The sequence below is a fragment of the Microbacterium hydrocarbonoxydans genome (assembly GCF_900105205.1).
In the GTDB taxonomy this organism is placed as follows: Bacteria; Actinomycetota; Actinomycetes; order Actinomycetales; family Microbacteriaceae; genus Microbacterium; species Microbacterium hydrocarbonoxydans.
Genome location: NZ_FNSQ01000005.1, coordinates 772,862 through 793,664, shown reverse-complemented (window position 1 = coordinate 793,664; position 20,803 = coordinate 772,862). Strand labels below are relative to the sequence as shown.

At 70.2% G+C, this 20,803-nt stretch carries 18 protein-coding genes and 1 pseudogene; 10 read left to right on the top strand and 9 right to left on the bottom strand.

Features of this window, described 5'->3' with window-relative positions:
- The first annotated feature begins 45 nt into the window (after nucleotides 1–45).
- The gene (locus BLW44_RS04035) at nucleotides 46–399 is read left to right on the top strand and encodes a hypothetical protein (protein ID WP_060927995.1); all 354 of its coding nucleotides are present in this window, start codon (nucleotides 46–48) and stop codon (nucleotides 397–399) included.
- A gap of 139 nt (nucleotides 400–538) precedes the next feature.
- Nucleotides 539–1,966, top strand: a complete 1,428-nt coding sequence (locus BLW44_RS04030) for a dicarboxylate/amino acid:cation symporter (protein WP_060927996.1) — start codon at nucleotides 539–541, stop codon at nucleotides 1,964–1,966.
- Nucleotides 1,967–2,029: 63 nt separating this feature from the next.
- On the opposite strand, the gene BLW44_RS04025 is transcribed toward BLW44_RS04030, so the two are convergent.
- Nucleotides 2,030–3,760 carry a cation:proton antiporter domain-containing protein gene (locus tag BLW44_RS04025; protein ID WP_060927997.1) on the bottom strand — a complete coding sequence of 577 codons (1,731 nt, stop codon included), beginning with the start codon at nucleotides 3,758–3,760 and terminating at the stop codon, nucleotides 2,030–2,032.
- 52 nt (nucleotides 3,761–3,812) lie between these two features.
- Nucleotides 3,813–4,097, bottom strand: coding sequence for a MerR family transcriptional regulator (locus BLW44_RS04020; protein ID WP_060927998.1), 285 nt, complete (start codon nucleotides 4,095–4,097; stop codon nucleotides 3,813–3,815).
- 123 nt (nucleotides 4,098–4,220) lie between these two features.
- Here BLW44_RS04020 and BLW44_RS04015 point away from each other — a divergent pair, with 123 nt between their 5' ends.
- The 5 genes and pseudogenes from BLW44_RS04015 (at nucleotide 4,221) to BLW44_RS03995 (ending at nucleotide 7,708) form a co-directional block, all read left to right on the top strand.
- Nucleotides 4,221–4,643, top strand: coding sequence for an Hsp20/alpha crystallin family protein (locus BLW44_RS04015; RefSeq protein WP_060927999.1), 423 nt, complete (start codon nucleotides 4,221–4,223; stop codon nucleotides 4,641–4,643).
- A 64-nt stretch (nucleotides 4,644–4,707) separates the two neighbouring features.
- A complete protein-coding gene (locus BLW44_RS04010) occupies nucleotides 4,708–4,944 on the top strand; it encodes a DUF2795 domain-containing protein (protein WP_060928000.1) in 237 nt (78 codons plus the stop codon).
- Between the two features lie 60 nt (nucleotides 4,945–5,004).
- A pseudogene (locus tag BLW44_RS04005) lies at nucleotides 5,005–6,044 on the top strand (LLM class flavin-dependent oxidoreductase).
- A gap of 451 nt (nucleotides 6,045–6,495) precedes the next feature.
- Nucleotides 6,496–7,242 (top strand): hypothetical protein, encoded by a 747-nt coding sequence (locus tag BLW44_RS04000; protein ID WP_139305235.1) that lies wholly within the window; start codon nucleotides 6,496–6,498, stop codon nucleotides 7,240–7,242.
- A 256-nt stretch (nucleotides 7,243–7,498) separates the two neighbouring features.
- On the top strand, nucleotides 7,499–7,708 hold the full coding sequence (locus BLW44_RS03995; RefSeq protein WP_053099248.1) for a hypothetical protein: 210 nt from the start codon (nucleotides 7,499–7,501) through the stop codon (nucleotides 7,706–7,708).
- A gap of 213 nt (nucleotides 7,709–7,921) precedes the next feature.
- On the opposite strand, the gene pheA is transcribed toward BLW44_RS03995, so the two are convergent.
- Nucleotides 7,922–8,872 (bottom strand): prephenate dehydratase, encoded by a 951-nt coding sequence (gene pheA, locus BLW44_RS03990; RefSeq protein ID WP_060928003.1) that lies wholly within the window; start codon nucleotides 8,870–8,872, stop codon nucleotides 7,922–7,924.
- Nucleotides 8,873–8,934: 62 nt separating this feature from the next.
- Here pheA and pgm point away from each other — a divergent pair, with 62 nt between their 5' ends.
- Entirely contained in the window at nucleotides 8,935–10,578 is a 1,644-nt protein-coding gene (gene pgm / locus BLW44_RS03985; RefSeq protein ID WP_060928004.1) for a phosphoglucomutase (alpha-D-glucose-1,6-bisphosphate-dependent), read from the top strand.
- Between the two features lie 449 nt (nucleotides 10,579–11,027).
- Here the strand turns inward: pgm and BLW44_RS03980 are convergent, their stop codons facing one another.
- The 6 genes from BLW44_RS03980 to BLW44_RS03955 all read right to left on the bottom strand — a co-directional run bounded on the left by BLW44_RS03980 (nucleotide 11,028) and on the right by BLW44_RS03955 (nucleotide 18,030).
- Nucleotides 11,028–12,128, bottom strand: a complete 1,101-nt coding sequence (locus tag BLW44_RS03980; protein ID WP_060928005.1) for a glycerate kinase — start codon at nucleotides 12,126–12,128, stop codon at nucleotides 11,028–11,030.
- A complete protein-coding gene (locus tag BLW44_RS03975; RefSeq protein ID WP_060928013.1) occupies nucleotides 12,125–13,180 on the bottom strand; it encodes a LacI family DNA-binding transcriptional regulator in 1,056 nt (351 codons plus the stop codon). The genes BLW44_RS03980 and BLW44_RS03975 overlap by 4 nt, the downstream gene beginning before the upstream one ends.
- Nucleotides 13,181–13,306: 126 nt before the next feature.
- Nucleotides 13,307–14,170, bottom strand: a complete 864-nt coding sequence (locus tag BLW44_RS03970) for a sugar phosphate isomerase/epimerase family protein (RefSeq protein ID WP_060928006.1) — start codon at nucleotides 14,168–14,170, stop codon at nucleotides 13,307–13,309.
- Nucleotides 14,167–15,339: a dihydrodipicolinate synthase family protein gene (locus BLW44_RS03965; RefSeq protein ID WP_060928007.1), complete on the bottom strand. Its 1,173-nt coding sequence runs from the start codon at nucleotides 15,337–15,339 to the stop codon at nucleotides 14,167–14,169. The genes BLW44_RS03970 and BLW44_RS03965 overlap by 4 nt, the downstream gene beginning before the upstream one ends.
- A gap of 2 nt (nucleotides 15,340–15,341) precedes the next feature.
- A complete protein-coding gene (locus BLW44_RS03960) occupies nucleotides 15,342–16,505 on the bottom strand; it encodes a Gfo/Idh/MocA family protein (protein ID WP_060928008.1) in 1,164 nt (387 codons plus the stop codon).
- A 571-nt stretch (nucleotides 16,506–17,076) separates the two neighbouring features.
- Nucleotides 17,077–18,030, bottom strand: a complete 954-nt coding sequence (locus BLW44_RS03955) for a LacI family DNA-binding transcriptional regulator (protein WP_060928014.1) — start codon at nucleotides 18,028–18,030, stop codon at nucleotides 17,077–17,079.
- A 158-nt stretch (nucleotides 18,031–18,188) separates the two neighbouring features.
- On the opposite strand from BLW44_RS03955, the gene galT reads away from it, so the two are divergent.
- A complete protein-coding gene (gene galT / locus BLW44_RS03950) occupies nucleotides 18,189–19,484 on the top strand; it encodes a galactose-1-phosphate uridylyltransferase (protein ID WP_245647463.1) in 1,296 nt (431 codons plus the stop codon).
- Complete coding sequence (gene galK, locus BLW44_RS03945; RefSeq protein ID WP_060928009.1) at nucleotides 19,481–20,677, top strand: galactokinase; 1,197 nt, start codon at nucleotides 19,481–19,483, stop codon at nucleotides 20,675–20,677. Before galT ends, galK begins: the two co-directional genes overlap by 4 nt.
- Nucleotides 20,678–20,803: the final 126 nt, after the last annotated feature.

The window sequence follows — 20,803 nt, the reverse complement described above, 5'->3', positions numbered from 1 at the left end:
GCGCGGTGCGCTATGAATCCACTGTGAGCCGATAGCGTCGGAGACATGAAGCTCAACGACCGGAACCTGCGCACCCCTTCCCGCCTCCTCATGGCGCTGCCTATCGCGGCACTCGCCTTCTCGCTCGCCGCCTGCGGTGGCGCCGCTGTCGAACGGCCCTCCGCCGAGGAGGTCTCCGACGGCCTCCAGAAGGTCCTCGAAGACCAGGGCATGGGCGACGCCCTCACCGAGCCCGTCATCCTCTGCCTCTCCGAGGCACTCGTCGACTCGAAGGTGTCGAACGAATCGCTCGACGCGATCGCCAAGGGGGACTCGAGCGCGCAGACCGACGAGGACGAGGGCGCCCTGGTCCAGAAGACCATCACCGACGCCGCAGCCGACTGCGCCACCGCCGAGTGATCTGAGCTGCCCTCGAAGGATGGCGGATGCCGCGGCATCCGTCATCCTTCGTCATCTCCGCCTCCGGACTCCCGCGCCGCTCCTAGCGTGGACGGATAGCGCGCACAGGGCGCGCACCGATCCTGGAGTCCCCGATCCAATGAGCACCACCGTCCGCGCCACCAAGGCGCCAGACACCCGCGGTCCCGTCCGGAAGCTGCTGACCTCGTTCGGCTTCCAGATCCTCGCGGCCCTCGTCCTCGGCATCGCCGCCGGCCTCGTCGCGCGCCAGCTCGGCGCCACAGGCGACAGCCCGAACGGCCTCTCGGCCACTCTCGACACGATCGGCAGCTCATACGTCACGCTGCTGCGCGCCGCGGTCGTGCCGCTGATCTTCACGGCCATCGTCGCGAGCATCTCGAACCTGCGCCGCGTGCAGAACGCCGCCCGCCTCGCGGGCCAGACGCTGCTGTGGTTCGCGGTCACCGCGTTCATCGCGGTGGTCATCGGCATCACCCTCGGCCTCGTGCTGCAGCCGGGCAACCGCGCCGGCGAAGGCCTCGAGCCCGGTGAGCCGTACACGGTCGGCACGTGGTGGAACTTCCTGCTGGGGCTGATCCCGCAGAACTTCCTGGGCCTGAGCGTCAGCACGAACCCGGGGGCGACGGACGGCACGTTCTCGTCGAGCGTCAACTTCAACATCCTGCAGGTCATCGTGATCGCGGTCGCGGTCGGCATCGCCGCGCTCAAGGCGGGCAAGAAGGCTGAGCCGTTCCTCGCCTTCACCGAATCGCTGCTCAAGGTCATCCAGCGGGTGCTGTGGTGGATCATCCGCATCGCCCCGCTCGGCACGTTCGGCCTCATCGGCGCCGCGGTCGTCGAGTACGGCTGGGAGAAGCTCGCCTCGCTCGGCTGGTTCGCGCTCGCCGTCTACATCGGGCTCGCACTGGTGCTGTTCGTCGTCTACCCGGTCCTGGTCAAGACGCACGGACTCTCGATCGGGCAGTACTTCTCGGGCGTCTGGCCGGCCGTGCAGCTGGCGTTCGTCAGCCGCTCGTCGATCGGCACGCTGCCCCTCACCGAGCGGGTGACCGAGCGCAACCTCGGCGTGCCGCGCTCCTACGCCTCGTTCGCCGTGCCGTTCGGCGCGACCACGAAGATGGACGGCTGTGCCGCCATCTACCCGGCCATCGCCGCGATCTTCGTCGCCCAGTTCTTCGGCATCGAACTGAACCTCGTGCAGTACCTGCTGATCGTCGTCGTGTCGGTCGTCGGGTCGGCGGCCACCGCCGGCACCACGGGAGCGACCGTCATGCTGACGCTGACGCTGTCGACCCTGGGACTGCCGCTCGAGGGCGTCGGACTCCTGCTCGCGATCGACCCGATCCTCGACATGGGACGCACCGCGGTCAACGTCGCAGGGCAGGCGCTCGTGCCGACCATCGTCGCGAAGCGCGAGGGCATCCTCGACGAGGACCTCTACAACGCGCCGCGCGAAGGACTCCCCTTCGCCGACGACTCGGGAGACGACGACGCACCCGAGGCGGATGCCACGGCATCCGAGAGCGAGCCCGCCAGCACCCGCTGACCCGATCCGCATCGATCGAACGCCTCGCCCCACTCTCGGGGCGGGGCGTTCGTCGTCGCTGCGCTACGCGCGGCCCGGCTGCCGCGTGGCACCGCGGGTGTCGAGCGCCAGCTCCTCGGCATCCATCGCCGTCATCAGCTCGCGCATGACCTCCTCGTCGAGGTTGCCGGCGTCGCGTTCTGCGAGCAGGATGTCGCGGCGCACCTGCAACCAGCCCCGAGACAGTGCGACCAGGTCGTCGTAGGACGGCCTGGCTGCGGCATCCTCGACCTGCTGCGCCTCGTCGGTGTCTCTCTCGACCCTGGTCATTCGCTTGGTGAAGGCGTCGAAGACGCTGAGGTCGGCCTCGCCGTACTTCGCCTCCCACTCGACGCGCTTCTCGGCGAGGAACGCCTTGCCCGCCTCGCGGCTCTTGGCCTTGACGTCGGCGATCGCCCGCTCGTCCTCTTCCTCATCGACGTCGCTCGCGATGCCCAGTCGGCGGATGAGCAGCGGAAGGGTGAGTCCCTGCAGCAGCAGAGTGCCGACGGTCACGACGAACGCGACGACGACGATCGCGTGCGAGGGCTCCGTGTCGAGTGCTGCGAGGTCGGCGGCGGCGAGCGCCGTCGCCAACGTGACGACGCCGCGCATCCCCGCCCAGGAGATGACGGCGTTGTCCTTCCAGGTGAGCTGCAGACCGGCCATCCGATCTCGCACGATCTTCGACCTCAGCTCCTCGGCGCTGTACTGCTTCCAGCGCCTCGAGTCGCGCCGCCGCTCGTCGAAGGCACCCGATTCGACGGTGCGATCCCACCGCTGCAGCCGTCTGCGGTCCTGGAAGTTGGCCCAGAGGTTCGCGGGGTACACGTAGAGCGGGCGCACGACGAGGACGACCACCAGGACGGCGGCCGACAGCAACAGGATGCGGCCGACCTCCTCTCCCCCGAGGTCGCTGAGCACACGCGGGAACTGCAGACCGATGTACGCGAAGACGAAGCTCTCGAGCAGCAGATCGGCCGAGAGCCACAGCGGGGCCTCCTGCTGTCGGGTCGTGTAGTCGGTGCGCGGGGAGTTGTAGCCGACGTAGAGGCCCATCGCCACGACGGCGAGCACGCCCGATCCGAGCAGGTGCTCGGCGATCGCGTATGCGCCGAACGGAGCGAGCAGCCCGAACGTGCCGATCACGACGGGGTCGCTGATGCGCATGCGCAGCTGGTGCAGCACGATGCCGAACACGAGTCCGACCGCGACGCCCACGCCGACGGCGAGGAGGAATTGGCCGATGCCGTTCCACACGGTAAGAGTCGCCCCGGCGATGATGGCGGCGAAGACGCGGTAGAGCGTGAGCGACGTCGCGTCGTTGATCAGGCTCTCCCCCGACAGCACCGTCATGATGCGTCGGGGCAGCCTGAGCTTGCGGCCGATCGCTGCGGCCGACACGGCGTCGGGCGGGGCGACGATGGCGCCGAGCAGCAGTGCGCCGGGGAGGGTGAGCGAAGGCAGGATCCACCAAGCGACGAGCCCCACGGCGAGCGCGGTGAGCAGCACGAGTGTGATGCCCAGGCGTCGGATCTGCGGCAGGCTGCGCTTGAAACCGACGAACGACACGTCCAGCGCCGCCGAGTACAGCAGCGGCGGCAGCACGAGGTTCAGCAGCAGGTGGCCGTCGATCTCCACATCGGGCACGAACGGCAGGAAGGATGCCGCGAGCGCGACCACCGTGACGAGCAGAGGCGCGGGCCAGCCGCGCCAGCGGGCGATCGCCGCCACCACGACAGCACCGACGAGCACGTAGAAGATCTCGGCATCCATGCCCCTAAAGGTACTGCGCCCGGTCCGTGGCCGATGCGCAGCGCCTCGCGGACTAGGACCGTCCGTCGGCGAGCTCGTCGCGGAGGCCGGCGTTCTCGTCCTCCAGGTCGAGGACGCGGCGGATGCCGACGATGTTGATCCCCTCGACGCGCAGACCTGTCACGCGGCGGATGCGCTCGAGGTCGTCGTCGCTGTAGCGGCGCGTGCCGCCGTCGCTGCGGGCAGGGGTGACGAGCCCCTTCGCCTCGAAGAGTCTCAGACTGGCCTCTGGCACACCGCTCAGCTGTGCGGCGACGGCGATGCCGTACACCGGCATGCTCGGATCGCGTTCGGACATCGACACCTCCTTCTCGACGCACTTGCATTCTATCTGGACTTGATCTATAACAAATCTATAGCAACGGTTGCAGATAATCTGCACCTTCATCGCCCCGACTGGGCCACACGAAAGGAGACACTCATGGCCATGTCATTCGATCCGTTCAGTCAGCTCGACCGCTTCGCCGCGAGCGTGCTGGACTCCGTCCGCGCACCGCGTCTCATGCCGGTGGACCTCTTCCGCGACGGCGACAGGTACGTCCTGCACGCCGACCTCCCCGGCATCGATCCGGGTTCGATCGACGTCGACCTGGACGGCGGACAGCTCACGATCCGCGCCCAGCGTACCGCCGACAGTCGCGAGGGCGTGCGCTGGCTCGCTCGCGAACGCGGCGCCGGGTCGTTCCTGCGCCAGTTCTCGCTCGGCGACGGCGTCGACCTCGACGCGATCAGCGCCTCGTACGAGAGCGGCGTGCTCTCGGTGATCATCCCGGTCAGCGAGCGCGCGAAGCCCCGCAAGATCGAGGTCGAGTCGAGCGACAACCGGCAGTCGATCACGGCCTGACCCCTCGGTGGGCCGGGGCGCGCACCCCGGCCCACCCCGCTCTCCCTTCGGAAAGGACGATCCCATGCACACGACCCCTGCTCTCGACCGTTTCCTCCGCGGTATGGAGTACCCGGCCACCCGCGACGATCTGCTCAGGGAAGCGGCCCGCGACGGCCTCGGATCCGACGATCGCGCCGTGCTCGCGCAGCTCCCCGACCAGAGCTTCAGCGCGGCGTGGCACATCCGCTATCACCTCACACGCCGGGCGCTGGCCGAGGAGTTCTCCCCCGCGGCATCCGCAGCGCTGGCCGCAGCCTGACGTGGCGCGCCGACGGAGCGGGCGGGAATGCTCCGCCCGCTCCTGCCGTTGCATTCGAGGATGACTTCCACCGCGCTCTCCGTCCTCGACCTCATCCCGGTGCGAACCGGCCAGACCAGTGCCGAGGCCATCGCCTCCTCCCTCGATCTCGCCGCCACCGCCGACCGGCTCGGCTACCGCCGCTACTGGTTCGCGGAGCACCACAACATGCCGGCCGTGGCATCCACCACTCCCCGGTGCTGATCGCCGCCGCCGCGATGCGCACGTCGAGGATCCGCCTGGGTTCCGGGGGCGTCATGCTCCCCAACCACGCGCCGCTCATCGTCGCCGAGCAGTTCGCCGCCCTCGAGGCCATCGCTCCGGGGCGCATCGACCTCGGACTCGGCCGCGCGCCCGGCAGCGACCCGGTCATCACTCAGCTGCTGCGCGGATCGGGCACGACGAGCGACGTCGAGCAGTTCCCCCGCAACGTGCAGGACATCGCCGCGCTCATCTCGGGTGAGGGCGCGACCGTGCGCTTCACCTCCGGCGGCGAGTACACCGTGCATGCGACCCCGTCCGCCACCGGGAGTCCCGAGGTCTGGCTGCTCGGGTCCAGCGACTACTCGGCGCAGCTCGCGGCATCCCATGGCCTGCCGTACGTCTTCGCCAACCACTTCTCGGGGCAGGGTCTCGAGCGGGCGCTCGACCTCTACCGCACCGGCTATCAGCCGAGCGAGGAGCACCCCGAGCCGCGGACGTTCCTGACCGTCAATGTCGTCGCCTCCCCCACGCAGGAGGAGGCCGAGGCGCGCGCCCTCCCTCAGCTGCGGATGATGTCGCGCCTGCGACTGAACAAGCCGCTCATCGCACTCGAGACGGTCGAAGAGGCGCTGGCCGCCGAATCGGATGCCGCGACCGACCAGGTCGTCGAAGCCGCGCGTTCGCGGTGGTTCGTCGGCACCGGGGAATCCGTCGCCGACGAGGTGCGGGCCTTCGCCGAGAAGTACGGCGTCGACGAGGTCATGCTGTCGCCGGTCGCCGGAGCGTACGAAGCCGAGCCGCGGGATGCCGCCGCCGGCCGCGCTCAGACGCTCGAGCTCATCGCCGCCGCACTGTAGCCGCGCCTGGCGCCGCGCGCGCTCCCGCGTGGTGCGCTCTCGCGTGGCGCGCTCGTGCGTGGCGCGCTCGTGCACTGCGGGGTCGATTCCGCATCCGAAAAGCCGTTTGGGGATGCACAAGTGGCCCCGCCCATGTGGGCGGATGCATAAGTGGCCCCGCCCGCGCCCCCGGCTGCACTCACCGCGAACTCGGTCCACAAGCGCGACTTATGCACATCTCCCGGGTTTCCGGCACCCGTCGCGCGGTTCGACGCGTCCGATCAGCGATCGTGATCGGATGCGCCATCGGATAGTTCTGCCCGACGATCTCGACCGCCACTTCTCGGTGCGGCAGGCCGCAGCCGCGGGTATAGGCCGGGGTCGCGCATCTGCGCGCGATCTCGACCGTCCCTTTCGCGGAGTGCGCTCGATCACGCCCGCGGAAACACCGTTCGAGCGAGTCGCCGCCCTCGTGCCCCGCCTGCACGGCGGTCAGCTCATCGGCGGGGAGACGGCGATGCGCGTGTGGGGGTATCCACACCCCGGCATCTGGAGCGTCGAGGCACCGATCATCGTGGTCGTGGCCACGGGTTCGGCCCGTGCCCGCAACCGCGGCGTCACCGGACGGCGCCTGGCCGAGGGACGAGCACATCCCTGGCGAATCGGCGGAATCCCGATCGTCGATCCGGTGGCGGCACTGTTCATGTGCGCGGCGACGCTGACAGACGATCAGATGGTCATCGCCCTCGACGCGCTCATCAGCACGTCCGACAACTATCCCGGGCTGCGGCCGGGGCGTCCGACATACACCGCGACCGACATCACTCAGCGCCTTGAGGCCTGGGGTCGCTTTCCCGGCTCGCGACGAGTCCGTGATGCGCTGTCCCGCGCCCGCGCAGGAGTGGAATCGCCGAAGGAGACCGAGACGAGGATGCTCCTCGTGGCTGGAGGTCTTCCCGAACCCGTCGTGCAGTACGAGATCCACCGCAACAGCATCCTCATCGCGCGGAGCGACATGGCATATCCCGCTTTCAAGATCGCAATCGAGTACGAAGGCGACGGACACCGCACGAGCCGTGATCAGTGGCGGCGCGACGTCCGACGTCAGCGCGAACTCGAGGACGACGGATGGATCGTCATCCGCGTCACGCAGCTCGATCTGAACGATGAACGACCGCTACTGGACCGCATCCGTCGCGCGATGGCATCCCGCCGCTGAGCCGCGCTCCCCCTATCCGCGTTCCCCCGCTCGCCGCCCCCGTCCAGGTGGGGCCACTTCCCCAGGCCAGCACCCAGGCGGGGCCACTTCCGCATCCGAATCACCCCTTTACGGTGCAGAAGTGACCCCGCACAGGCGCGCGATGCGGAACTGGCCCCGCACCCAGGGGGCGCACCGGCCGAGAACCCGCGGCGTCAAGGGCTGGTATTCCGATGCGCCGGGGCGTAGCGTCACCACCAACGGAAGGGGTTCGATGATGAGCACGACCAAGACCCTGGCCCTCTGGGTGGCGTACGGCACGAACGGAGTCGTCGGCAGCATCCGACACGATGACGAGGGCTACACCGTCGTCATGGCGGGATCGGATGCCGCGACCGGCACCTATCCGACGCTGGAATCGGCGAAGGGCGCCCTGCACTCCCACATGCTGCCGGGCAGCGGGTGGCCGATGTTCCGCGAGCACTGACTTCCGAGCACGGATCCGGGCACGGACTCGCACGCACTCACGCGCGGGCCGCTCACGTCCCGGCACTGACTTTCGAGCGGGGAAACAAGGGGCAGAGGGGCGACGCGGTCGCGGGAATCATCCCGCGACCGCCGTGCGCTGCACCGCCACCGCACCACCGCCGTACGGCTCGGCCGTGACCGGCGACGCCTGGGGGACTGTCTGCTGCGGCCGTCAGTCTTCGGGTTCGCCGCTGAGGATGCCGCGCAGCCAGTCGCGCGCCTCGACGAACACGTCGTCGGAGTAGCGCTCGGGGTACTGCACGATCTGCCGGTCGGCCCGAGGATACGAGCCGAGGAAGACCACGCGGGGGCTGAAGCGGCGGATGCCGAGCAGCGCATCGGCCATCCGCTCGTGCTCGATATGACCGTCGGCGTCGATCACGAATCGGTAGCGGCCGAGCTCGTCGCCGATCGGACGCGACTGGATCAGCGAGAGATTGATGCCGCGGGTCGAGAACTGCTCGAGCATCTCGAGCAGCGATCCGGGATGATCGTTCGGCAGCTCGACGATCAGCGAGGTCTTGTCGGCGCCGGTGGGAGCGGGTGCCGTGGTGGTGCGGGTGACGAGCACGAAGCGCGTGACCGCCTGCGCGTTGTCGCCGATGTCCTCGGCGAGCACGTCGACATCGAGGTGCTTGACGACGCCGGGAGCGGCGATGGCCGCCTGCGCGGGAAGACCGCCGTCGAGCATGCCGACCGCCGAGGCGACGTTGCTCGCCGCCGGTACGTGCGAGTGCGTCGGCAGATGCTCACCGAGCCAGCCGTGGCACTGCGCATAGGCGACGGGATGCGCGGCGATGACCTGCACATCATTGAGCGTCGTACCCCGAGGAGCCACGAGCACGAAGTTCACCGGTACCAGGTACTCGCCGATGATCCGCAGTCCCGGCAGCGTCGCCAGAGCATCCTGAGTCGTCGAGACACCGCCCTCGATCGAGTTCTCGATCGCGATCATCGCGGCGTCGCTGCGACCCTCCAGGACGTCGGCGAGCGCCTCGCCCACGTTGTGCACCGCGCGCCAGTCCTGACCGCGCGCCTCGGCGACCTGTTCGAGAGCCGCTTCGGTGAACGTGCCGGCAGGGCCGAGATAGCTGTAGGTGCGGCGTTCAGTCACGCGTTTCACCTTAGGGCACCGGCGCGGGCCCAGAAGATGCGCGGATGCCGAGATGGGGGCAGACTGTCTGCATGACGAGCCGCGCCGGCCTCCCTGCCGAGGAATCAGACCTGATCGATGTCGACGAGCTGATCGCCGCGTACTACGACCGCGTCCCCGACCCCGGCGTCGCCGCCGAGCGAGTCGCGTTCGGCACGAGCGGTCACCGAGGGTCGTCACTGACGAACAGCTTCAACGAGAACCACATCCTCGCCACCACCCAGGCGATCGTCGACTATCGCGCGGGCCAGGGCATCACCGGTCCGCTCTTCCTCGGTCGGGACACGCACGCGCTCTCGCTGCCGGCCGAACGCAGCGCCATCGAGGTGCTGGTGGCCAACGGCGTCGACGTGCGCGTCGACTCGCGCGACGCCTGGGTGCCGACGCCCGCACTCAGCCACGCGATCCTCACCTTCAACCGCGACCTCGCACCGGATGCCGCCGGCCGCGCCGACGGCATCGTGGTCACCCCGTCGCACAACCCGCCCCGCGACGGCGGCTTCAAGTACAACCCTCCGCACGGCGGACCCGCCGACACCGACGCGACCGGATGGATCGCGGATCGCGCGAACGAGCTGATCGCCGGCGGTCTGGTCGACGTCAAGCGCGAGCGGTTCGCCGACATCGACTGGGATGCCCTGCCCGGCTACGACTTCCGCGACGCATACGTGCGGGATCTCGCGACGATCATCGACCTCGACGCGATCCGCAAGGCGGGTGTGCGCATCGGCGCCGACCCGCTCGGCGGGGCCTCGGTGGAGTACTGGGCGCTGATCAAGGAGGTGCATGACCTCGACCTCACCGTGGTGAACCCCGAGGTCGACCCGACCTGGAGCTTCATGACGCTCGACTGGGACGAGAAGATCCGCATGGATCCGTCATCTCCCTCTGCGATGGCGTCGCTCGTGGCCAAGAAGGGCGACTTCGACGTCCTGACCGGCAACGACGCGGATGCCGACCGCCACGGCATCGTCACCCCCGACGCCGGGCTCATGAACCCGAACCACTATCTCGCCGTGGCGATCGACTACCTGTTCTCGCACCGCGCCGAGTGGCCGCGCGACGCCGCGATCGGCAAGACCCTCGTCTCGTCGATGATCATCGACCGCGTCGCCGAGTCGCTCGGACGCCGTCTGCTCGAGGTGCCCGTCGGCTTCAAGTGGTTCGTGCCGGGCCTGCTCGACGGCTCGGTGGCCTTCGGCGGCGAGGAGTCGGCCGGAGCATCCTTCCTCCGCAAGGACGGATCGGTGTGGTCGACGGACAAGGACGGCATCCTGCTGTGCCTGCTGGCGGCCGAGATCATCGCGGTGACGGGCAAGACCCCGTCGGAGCGGTATGCCGAGCTGGAGGCCGCTTTCGGTTCCTCCGCCTACCAGCGCGTGGACGCGCCCGCGACGCCCGCGCAGAAAGCCACGCTCGGCAAGCTCGCACCGGATGCCGTGTCGGCGACGACCCTCGCCGGTGAGGAGATCACCGCCAAGCTGTCGCACGCGCCGGGCAACGGCGCGGCGATCGGCGGCCTCAAGGTGCAGACCGAGCATGCGTGGTTCGCGGCCCGCCCCTCCGGCACCGAAGACGTCTACAAGCTGTATGCCGAGAGCCTGCGCGGACCCGAGCACCTCGCCGAGGTGCAGGCCGAAGCTCGCGCCGTCGTGTCGGCCGCCCTCGGCGGCTGATCGCCACTCGCGTCCGCGTTCCGCCCGCACGTCACCCGTGCGGGGTCAACGTCCCAACGGGCGGGGTCAATAGCGCATCCGAATCGGCCCGTTTCGATGCGGAAGTGACCCCGCAGCGGGAGTCCGATGCGAAACTGACCCCGCCCGGGGATCCCGATGCCAAAGTGACCCCGCCCGGGGGGGCATACCCCGCCGGGGCGGCCTCCCACTTACCCGCCCTACCGCCACCTGTGTCCGTGCCGTGTTCAATGACGCAAGCGGGGTCAATAGCGCATCCGAATCGGCCCGTTCCGATGCGAAGGTGACCCCGCAGCGCGACTCCGATGCCCAAGTGACCCCGCAGCGCGACTCCGATACGAAAGTGACCCCGCAGCGCGACCACGATGCGAAACTGACCCCGCCCGGCGAGCAGCCAGCACGCAAGGACACCTGTCGCACGCGGCGGCGCGTCAGACCGACCGCGCGAGCAGCGCCCCGGCCTCGCGCAACCAGCGTTCGGGGTCGGCAAGCGCGGCATCCGACGATCCGGCGAGAGTGGTCAGAGACGCGGATGCCGCGAACAGCGCCGTGTCGGAATCGGCCGCGATGCGTCCGGCCGCGAGCAGCGCGGTCGCCCTCGAAGCGGTCGCGAGGCCGGCGATGTACGAGGGCACCTTGCCGTCGCCGGACTGACCGTCGAACGATCCTTCGCCCGTGATGACGACGTCGGCCTCCGCGATGGCATCCGCGAGTCCGATCAGCTCGGCGACCTCGGCAGCGCCCGGGGCGAGCGTCGCCCCCCAGGCGACCAGCGCACCGCCCGTGCCACCGGCCGCTCCCGCACCCGGCAGCTCCGGGTCGAGGCCGAGCAGACCGGCGAGTCGGAGGAGCGCAGCATCCACGTGCCCGATCTCGTCGCCGGCGAGCCCCTTCTGCGGACCGAACACGGCGGCGGCCCCCCGGGGTCCTGCGAGCGGATTCGTGACATCCGTGAGCACACGCACCTGCGGCGCCGTGCGCAGCCCGCTCAGGTCGACGGCGGCGATGTCGACGAGACCGCGGGCTCCTCGCGCGACCGCCGCGCCAGACGAGTCGAGGAATCGCGCGCCGAGGGCAGTCAGCATCCCGGTGCCGCCGTCGTTGGACGCGCTCGACCCGATGCCGAGCACCAGGCGGGAGACGCCGTGCTCGAGGGCCGCGACGATCGCCTGACCGAACCCGGTGGTGTCCGCATCCCACGGACGCAGGGCGTCGAGGAGCTCGATACCCGAGGTCGAGGCGAGGTCGATGACCGCGATGCCACCCGGTGCGTCGGCGGTTGGCGGCAGAAGCAGCCAATGGGCGGAGACCGGTACGCCGGCCGGCCCGTCGACGACCACCGGCATCCGCTCGGCATCCGGCACCGCGGCAGCGAACGCGGCCATGGTGCCTTCGCCGCCGTCGGCCATGGGTCGATGCACGAACTCCGCGGACGGATCGATAGACGCCCACCCCTCTGCGAGCGCTGCGGCGGCATCTGCTGCCGTGATCGTGCCCTTGAAGCTGTCGGGCGCCAGCACCACCCTCATCATCCGGCGATGCCGGGGGTGCTCGCTCGGACGATGACCTCAAGAGGCAGCGCGGCCTGCTGCCAGTCGGCGTCGACCGTCGCGCGGAACGCCTGATAGCCGACCTCGCTCAGCGGCACGCGCACGGTCGTGAGCGCCGGGGTCACGTCGCTGCTCGAGGGGACGTCGTCGAAGCCGCAGACTGCGATGTCGGCGCCGACCTCGCGCCCCGCTTCGCGGATCGCAGCCATGGCCCCGATCGCGACCACGTCGCTCATCGCGAAGACGAGCGTGCCGGGCTCGACGCCCTCGGCGAGCGCCGCAGACATCGTCTGCGCACCGGATTCCCGACGGAAGTCGCCGCGGAGCACCCGATCGATCGAGCCGCCCTCCGCCTGGAAGCCCGCGCGGAACCCGGCGAGTCGTTCGTCGGAGGTCAGCACCCCTTCGGCGGCGGCGATCGCGATGGCGGAGCGATAGCCGAGCGCCGCCATCCGACGCCCGAGGGCTTCGGCGCCGGCGCGGTTGTCGATCTCGACGTGACGGTTCTCGGCGCTGCCGGCTCCGAATGTCACGACGCGTCCTCCGAAACGGGCGTACTCCGCGAGTTCGCGCGCGGTGTCGGAGTCGGTCGGCTCAGCGGTGCGGGATGCCGCCAGGATGAGCCCCTGCGGTCGCTGACCGCGCAGCGCCCTGACGATGCGCGCCTCGCGTGCGGGGTCGCGCTCGGTGATGGCGATGGTGACGACGAGCCCCTGCTCGTCCGCGCCGCGCGCGACGCCCGCGGCGATGAGGCCGAAATACGGGTCGGCGATGTCGGCGACGAGCAGCGCGATCACGGGCGACGATCCGCGTGCGGTCGCCTGGGCCGACACGTTCGCGGTGTAGCCGAGCTCAGCGGCGGCCTGCTCGACCCGCTCACGGAAGGACTCGGCGACCTTGCGCTCGGATCCGTTGAGCACGCGGGATGCCGTCGCGAGCGACACCCCCGCCTCCCGTGCCACGTCGTGCAGCGTCGGAGCCGCCCCTCGGGAATGACGCGGCTGACGCACCCGGGAAGGGCTTTCCTGACTCATGCCCTGAGCATACTGCGCGGCAGCGGTCGAAGCCGGTAGTGCGGGACGTGCCCGGTGCGGCATCGACCTCATCCTCTTCCTCCCGCCGATGACCGTTCCACCTCCGCGCCGGCCTCCATTCCAGGATCAGCGCAGGTGCGGCGAGATCGCGGCGCCGAAGGCGTCGGCCGTCCGCCGCACGACGTTCTCTGGAGCATCCGCCCAGATGTCGGCATGGAAGATCTCGACCTCGATGTCGCGGTCGTAGCCCGTCTCGATCACGGCGCGGGTGAGCGAGCCGAAGTCGATCACCCCGTCGCCGGGATAGTGCCGCGACAGCAGCACATCGGCGGCGAGGGGCGTCTTCCAGTCGCACACCTGATAGGTCGCGATGCGTCCCTCGCGGCCCGCGCGCGCGATCTGGTCGAGGACCTGCGGATCCCACCAGATGTGGAAGGTGTCGACCGCCGCGCCCACGACCTCGGCATCGAAGTCGGCCGCGATGTCGAGCGCCTGCCCGAGCGTCGAGACGACCGTCCGATCGGATGCGTACATCGGATGCAGCGGCTCGATCGCCAGTGTCACGCCCGCCGCCTTCGCGTCGGGCGCGAGCACGCCGATCGCGTCGCGCACACGCTCGCGGGCACCGATCAGATCGCGGGAACCGGTGGGGATGCCGCCGGCGACGAGCACGAGCACCGCCGTCGATCCGTCGGCACCCGCGGCAGCGAGCGTCGCTGTCTCCTCGATCGCGCGGCGGTTGTCGTCGAGTGCCGCAACCCGCTCGGGCCCGTCGGGGAGGGTGAAGAATCCGCCCCGGCAGTGCGTCGTGAACCGCAGGCCCGAGTCCGCGAGCATCCGGGCAGCGCTGTCCAGCCCGACCTCGTTCACGGGTTCACGCCACAGACCGATCGCCTGGATGCCGGCATCCGCCGTGACGCGCAGAGCGGTCGCGAGATCGGCATGCTTGATCGTCGCCTGGTTGATCGACAGCCGCGGGTCGACGCTCACAGCGCCACCCCGTTCAGCCTGAGCATCCCGTGCCAGCGCTCTCGCGCGAGCTCGGGATCTTCGAGGGCGAGCGAGTCGTTCGCCAGCTCGACGATGCGGCTGAGGTGCGGCAGGCTGCGCGCCGAGTGCAACCCGCCGACCATCTGGAACGCGGGCTGGTGCCCGTTGAGCCAGGCGAGGAAGGCGACGCCGGTCTTGTAATAGAAGGTCGGTGCGGCGAAGACCTGCCGGCTTAGCTCTTCGGTCGGGCCGAGGATCTCGAGGTAGCGCGCGGGATCTCCAGCATCCAGCGCCTGGATCGCCGCCGACGCCACCGGCGTGATCGCCGCGAACGCGCCGAGCAGCGCATCGGAATGCCCGTCGCCCTGCCCCACGGTGTCGCCGCCGATCAGGCCGACGTAGTTGAAGTCGTCACCCGTGAACATCCGTACGCCCTGCGGCAGACGCTCGCGCACCGAGATCTCCGACTCCGCGTTCAGCAGGCTCATCTTCACGCCGGCGACCTTGTCGGGACTCTCGGCGATCACGTCGAGCAGCACAGCGGATGCCGTCTGCCAGTCATCCGCTCCGAAATATCCGGCGAGCTCGGGGTCGAAGGCCGTGCCGAGCCAGTGCAGGACGACCGGCACCGTGGCGGATCCGAGCACCTCGCGATAGACGCGACGGTAGTCGTCGGCATCCGCCGCCACCCGCGCGAGGTGGCGGGAGGCCATGAGCACCGGACCCGCGCCCTGCTCCTCGGTGAAGTGCAGCTGCTCTTTGTAGGCGTCGATCACCTGGTCGAGCGAGATGTGCTGCTCGGCGACGTGATCGGTGTTGACGCCGACCACGACCGAGCCGCCCTCCTCGCGCGCGACCTCGGCGCTGCGCGAGATGAGCTCACGCGTCGCCGCAGCATCCAGCCCCATGTTCCGCTGTGCGGTGTCCATGGCATCGGCGACGCCGAGGCCCCACGAGTAGACGTTGCGGCGGAACGCGAGCGTCGAATCCCAGTCGATGTCCGCCGGCTGCCCCGGGGTGTTGTCGGCGTGCACCTTCGGCACGACGTGGGCCGCGGCGTAGGCGACGCGGCTCTGCAGCGCGCCGGCGGGTCGCGTGTATCCGCCGCCTTCGCGCAGCTCGGCATCCGTCACTGCGCCTGCGGCGTCGAGAAGTCGCAGAGTGCTCATGCTCAGCCCAGCGTCAGCGGGGTGAGCGCGACCTTGCGACCCTCGGCGCTGGAGGTCAGCCCCGCCTCGGCGAACTGCACGCCGCGCGCGCCGGACAGCAGGTCGAAGGGGTACTTGGTGCCCTCGACGAACGACACCAGATACTCCTCCCACTGCTGGCGGAAGCCGTTGAGGAAGACGTCGTTCGTGGGGACCTGCTGCCAGTCGGCGTCGTAGTCGTGGCTGTCTTCGAGGTCGGGGTTCCAGACCGGCTTGGGCGTGGCGTTGCGCGGCTGGATCTTGGCGCCGAAGAGTCCGACCACGGCGGATCCGTGAGTGCCGTCGACCTGGAACTCGACGAGCTCGTCGCGGTTGACGCGCACGGTCCAGCTGGAGTTGATCTCGGCGATGATGCCGCCCTCGATCTCGAAGATGCCGTAGGCGGCATCCTCGGCCGTGGCCGTGTAGTGCTCGCCGTTCTCGTCCCAGCGGTCGGCGATGTGCACGGCCGCCTGCGCGTAGACGCTCGTGACCTCGCCGAACAGGTTCTCGAGCACGTAGTTCCAGTGCGGGAACATGTCGACGATGATGCCGCCGCCGTCTTCGGTGCGGTAGTTCCAGCTCGGCCGCTGCGCGGGCTGCCAGTCACCCTCGAACACCCAGTAGCCGAACTCGCCCCGCACCGAGAGGATGCGGCCGAAGAACCCCGAGTCGATCAGGCGCTTGAGCTTCTGCAGGCCCGGCAGGTAGAGCTTGTCGTGCACGACGCCGGTCTTGACGCCTGCCGCGTCGGCGAGCCGGGCCAGTTCGAGCGCCTCGTCGAGCGACTCGGCGGTGGGCTTCTCTGTGTAGATCGCCTTGCCGGCCGCGATCGCCTTGCGGAGGGCCGAGGCGCGGGCCTTGGTCACGAGGAAATCGGCGTAGATCTCCCACTTCGGATCGGCGAGGGCGGCGTCGAGATCGGTCGTGTAGTCGTCGATGCCGTGCTTCGCCGCGAGCTCGGCGAGCTTCGCCTCGTTGCGGCCGACCAGCAGCGGCTTCACCGTGATGCGGGACCCGTCGGGCAGCTCGACGCCGCCCGCGTCGCGGATCGCGAGGATCGAGCGCACGAGGTGCTGCCGGTAGCCCATGCGCCCGGAGACGCCGTTCATGATGATCCCGATCTCGCGGGTCGTCGCCTGTGACATTGCTGGTCCGTTCTCTGGGAAGCTGTTGCGCTCGGTTGTCGGTCGGTAAGCGCTTTCCGATAGCATGCCATGGCCGGCGCGGCCATGCAAGCCGTCGCGGGAAATCGCTATCCCTGAGGCACCGGGGCTTCCCGGTGCAAAGGTGTCCCTTTCCGACCAGGAGAACTGCACTCCTCGCCTGCGGCGGGGTCGGTACCGCATCCGAACCGACCGTCTGCGGCGCACTACTGACCCCGCACCTGGCGGCGGATGCGGAACTGACCCCGCACCCGCGAAGCCCGCCGACGCCCGGCACCACCGACCCCCGCCCCCCAATCCCGACCCCCGACTCCCTCCGGCGCTCGGCACCACCGCCCACCATGAACCAGCCGAGGCCAATTGTGCATCCCCGAGGGCCGTTAGCCGTGCGCAACTGACCCCGCACCTGGCGGGCCATGCGCAACTGACCCCGCACCCGGCGGGCCATGCGCAACTGACCCCGCACCCGGTGACGCGTGCGCAACTGACCCCGCACCCCGACTTCCACCGGCGCCCACCGAGGCGGGCAGCGCACCCCGCAGCGGGCGACTTGTCAGCGAGTGCTGGAGCGATCGACCAGAAGCGTCGGCACCACGACAGCGGATGCCGATTCCTCGGCCCGCCCCTCGATGTCGGCGACGAGCAGTCCGACCGCCCGGTGGGCGAGGGTCGCGAAGTCCTGGCGGATCGTCGTCAGCGGCGGGCGGTAGTTCGCAGCATCCGGGACGTCGTCGAAGCCGACCACGCTGACATCTTCGGGAACCCGCCGCCCCGATTCGGCGAGCGCGCGCAGCAGTCCGAGCGCCATCTGGTCGTTGGCGCAGAAGACGGCGGATGCTGCGGCGAGCGACCCGCCTGCGGCGTACCCCGCCTCTGCGGACCAGTCCCCCCGCACAACTTCGGGAGCCTCAAGGCCGGCCTCTACGAGGGTGTCTCGCCAGCCGCGCTCCCGCTCCGCCGCCGCGAAGGAGCCGGCCGGTCCGGCCAGATGGTGGACGTTCTCGTGCCCGAGGCTCAGCAGGTGCGCGGTTGCTGCGGCTGCGCCGCCGACGTGATCACTGTGCACGACCGTGAGTCCCGCCGCGGTCGACGCGTCGACGACCACCAGTCGCAGCCCGGCGGGACGGTCGGCAGCCGGAAGCAGCGCCGACGCCTCGTTCAGCACGATAGCGCCGTCGACCTCCTGCTCGGCGAGGCGCTCGAACGCCTCGGCCACGCTGTCCCCCGCTGTGACGAGCGTCAGGGCGTAGCCGCGTTCGGCGGCAGCCTCGGCGGTGGCCTGCAGCATCCGCGAGTTGCCCACCGTGGCGAGGGTGGTGACGACGAGTCCGATGGTGTGCGAGCGGCCGGTGCGCAGAGCACGGGCGGCGCGGTGGGGTCGATAGCCGAGCTCGGCCATCGCGGCCTCGACGCGCTGGCGGGTCGCAGGGTCGACGCGGGGACTGTCGTTGACGACGCGCGAGACCGTCTGGCCCGAGACGCCGGCACGGGATGCGACCATCGCCATCGAGACACGGCCGGACGGGGCCCGACGGCGGCGCGGGCGCGCGGTGCCGCGAAGCAGGTCATCGCCGCGGCGCAGGTCGTCGTCCACGGACACCCTCCCTTCGCGTTCACAACTCCGGAGTGTTGACGTTACCACGGCGCTGTGCGTACCATGTTTACGTGAACACGCCCGAATCTCCTGAGTTGCGAACCGAGACCCTCTCCGCCGGCATCGTCAAGCGCGCGACGACCCTCGCCGACGGCCGTGAACTCTTCTACTTCGACGACCCCGACACCACGCTCGGCCCCGACCGCGCCGTCGACAGCCGCACGCTCGACGCCCGCGGTGAGACCGCGACGATGCGCCTCGACGTGCTCACGGGCGACTGGATCACCGTGGCCGCGAACCGCCAGAACCGGGTGATGATGCCCAGCGCCGACGCGGATCCGCTGGCGCCCCAGACTCCGACCAACCCCTCCGAGGTGCCGTCGCTGTACGACGTCGCGGTGTTCGAGAACCGTTCGCCGGCGTTCGGCCCGGCCCTGGCCGAAGCCATCGGCACGGCGCCCGAGGCGAGCAACCCGCCGCGCGGCCTCGACGATCTCGCAGCCCTCGGTCTCGGCCGCACCCGCACCTCGGTCGGACGCTGCGAAGTCGTCTGCTTCAGCCCCGAGCACACCGGATCGTTCGGCACCCAGTCCGTCACCCGAGCGCGCACCGTGATCGAGGCCTGGGCCGACCGCACCGCCGCACTCTCGCAGCTGCCTGGAATCGAGCAGATCTTCCCATTCGAGAACCGCGGTGAGGCGATCGGGGTCACACTCCCCCACCCGCACGGCCAGATCTACGCCTACCCCTACGTGACGCCGCGCACCACGCGGGTTCTGGAGTCGATCGACCGCACCGCTCCCGAGCTCTTCCAGCACATCCTCGAGTCGGAGCAGGCGTCCGAGCGAGTCGTGTTCCGCGGCGAGCACTGGACCGCGTTCGTGCCCTTCGCCGCACGCTGGCCGCTCGAGGTGCACCTCATGCCACACCGCCACGTCCCCGACTTCGCCGAGACGACGGATGCCGAGCGCGACGAGCTCGCCCCGCTGTATCTGCGGCTGCTGCGCGGCGTCGACGCGCTGTACGACACCCCGACTCCGTACATCGCCGCCTGGCACCAGGCTCCGGTGCATGTCGGCCGCGACAGCGTCCGCCTGCACCTGCAGCTGACCAGCCCGCGCCGTGCCGCCGACAAGCTCAAGTTCCTCGCCGGTTCCGAGGCGGCGATGTGGGCGTGGGCGGCGGAGGTCACCCCCGAGCAGGGTGCAGCCCGCATCCGCGAGGCCATCGCGAAGGCGGACGCCGCACAACCGGTGGACATCGCCCAGCCGGCGGACGCCGCGGCACCGCAGAACGCCGCATCCACCGCATCCACCCGGACCGCGACCGACAGCGCACCCGCGCGCGAAGACGAGGCGATCTCATGACCCCGACCCAGAACGCCGCCCGCGAGCTCTTCACCGAGCTGACCCGCCACGCCCCCGAGGGCATCTGGTCCGCGCCGGGCCGGGTGAATCTCATCGGCGAGCACACCGACTACAACGACGGCTTCGTGCTGCCGTTCGCGATTCCGCACCGCACGGTCGCCGCCGTCGGGCGTCGCGAGGACCACCGCATCCGTGTCGCCTCGACCTTCGCCGACGAGCCGGTGGAGGTCGAGCTCGACGACCTCGATCGCCTGTTCCCGACGCCCACCGGCAGCACCCCTCAGGTACCGGAGTGGGCCGCCTACCCGCTGGGTGTGGCGTGGGCGCTGCGCCAGGCCGACGGCATCGCCGCTTCGGCCGCGGTCGGATCGGGGCTCGACATCGCGATCGCCTCCGACGTCCCCGTGGGCGCCGGACTCTCCTCCTCTGCGGCGATCGAGGGCGCCACGGCATCCGCACTCAACGATCTCTGGGCTGCCGGGCTCGACCGCCCCGCTCTGGCCCGGGTCGGGCGCCGGGCCGAGAACGAGGCCGTCGGAGCGCCGACGGGCATCATGGACCAGATGGCTTCGATGCTCGGCGAGCCGGATGCCGCGATCTTCCTCGACTGCCGCACGCTGGACGCGAACCTCGTGCAGGTCGGGATCGCCGAGGCAGGCCTTGCCATCCTCGTGATGGACACCCGCGTGAAGCATGCGCATTCGACAGGCGGCTACGGCGAGCGTCGCGCCGCGTGCGAGCGCGGGGCGGAGATCATGGGCGTGCCGAGCCTGCGCGACGTCTCGGTCGACGACCTCCCGCGCGCGCAGGAGCTGATGGATGACGTGACGTTCCGCCGCGTGCGCCATGTCGTGACCGAGAATCAGCGCGTGCTCGACACCGTGCGGGTCCTGCGTGAGGGGAGCGCGCGCGACATCGGCGACCTCCTCGTGGCCTCGCACGCGTCGATGCGCGACGACTTCGAGATCTCGGTGCCCGAGCTCGACACGGCTGTCGAGGCGGCCCTCGCGGCGGGAGCCGTCGGCGCGCGGATGACCGGCGGCGGATTCGGCGGAGCGGCCATCGCCCTCGTCGAGCAGGACGCCGTTGATCGAGTGACGGATGCCGTGAACGCGGCGTTCGCAGCATCCGGCTTCGCGGCCCCCGTGCTCTTCACCGTCACTCCCTCGGCCGGGGCGCACCGCGACGCCTGACCCCCGTCCCGTCCGTTCCCGTCCCGTTCCCGTCCCGTCCGTCCCGTCCGTTCCCGTCCGTTCCCGTCCGTTCCCGTCCGTCCCGTCACTTCCCGTCCCACCCGACCTGTCCCGATCTGCACAGCC

Bases quoted from the DNA above. Each gene is read 5' to 3' on its own strand.
- BLW44_RS03975 (WP_060928013.1), bottom strand. From the start codon at position 13,180: ATGAGTCAGGAAAGCCCTTCCCGGGTGCGTCAGCCGCGTCATTCCCGA.
- BLW44_RS04030 (WP_060927996.1), top strand. From the start codon at position 539: ATGAGCACCACCGTCCGCGCCACCAAGGCGCCAGACACCCGCGGTCCC.
- BLW44_RS03995 (WP_053099248.1), top strand. From the start codon at position 7,499: ATGAGCACGACCAAGACCCTGGCCCTCTGGGTGGCGTACGGCACGAAC.
- BLW44_RS03955 (WP_060928014.1), bottom strand. From the start codon at position 18,030: ATGGCGATGGTCGCATCCCGTGCCGGCGTCTCGGGCCAGACGGTCTCG.
- galK (WP_060928009.1), top strand. From the start codon at position 19,481: ATGACCCCGACCCAGAACGCCGCCCGCGAGCTCTTCACCGAGCTGACC.
- BLW44_RS04010 (WP_060928000.1), top strand. From the start codon at position 4,708: ATGCACACGACCCCTGCTCTCGACCGTTTCCTCCGCGGTATGGAGTAC.
- BLW44_RS03965 (WP_060928007.1), bottom strand. From the start codon at position 15,339: ATGAGCACTCTGCGACTTCTCGACGCCGCAGGCGCAGTGACGGATGCC.
- BLW44_RS04035 (WP_060927995.1), top strand. From the start codon at position 46: ATGAAGCTCAACGACCGGAACCTGCGCACCCCTTCCCGCCTCCTCATG.
- pgm (WP_060928004.1), top strand. From the start codon at position 8,935: ATGACGAGCCGCGCCGGCCTCCCTGCCGAGGAATCAGACCTGATCGAT.
- BLW44_RS03960 (WP_060928008.1), bottom strand. From the start codon at position 16,505: ATGTCACAGGCGACGACCCGCGAGATCGGGATCATCATGAACGGCGTC.
- BLW44_RS04020 (WP_060927998.1), bottom strand. From the start codon at position 4,097: ATGTCCGAACGCGATCCGAGCATGCCGGTGTACGGCATCGCCGTCGCC.
- BLW44_RS04015 (WP_060927999.1), top strand. From the start codon at position 4,221: ATGGCCATGTCATTCGATCCGTTCAGTCAGCTCGACCGCTTCGCCGCG.
- BLW44_RS03980 (WP_060928005.1), bottom strand. From the start codon at position 12,128: ATGATGAGGGTGGTGCTGGCGCCCGACAGCTTCAAGGGCACGATCACG.
- BLW44_RS04025 (WP_060927997.1), bottom strand. From the start codon at position 3,760: ATGGATGCCGAGATCTTCTACGTGCTCGTCGGTGCTGTCGTGGTGGCG.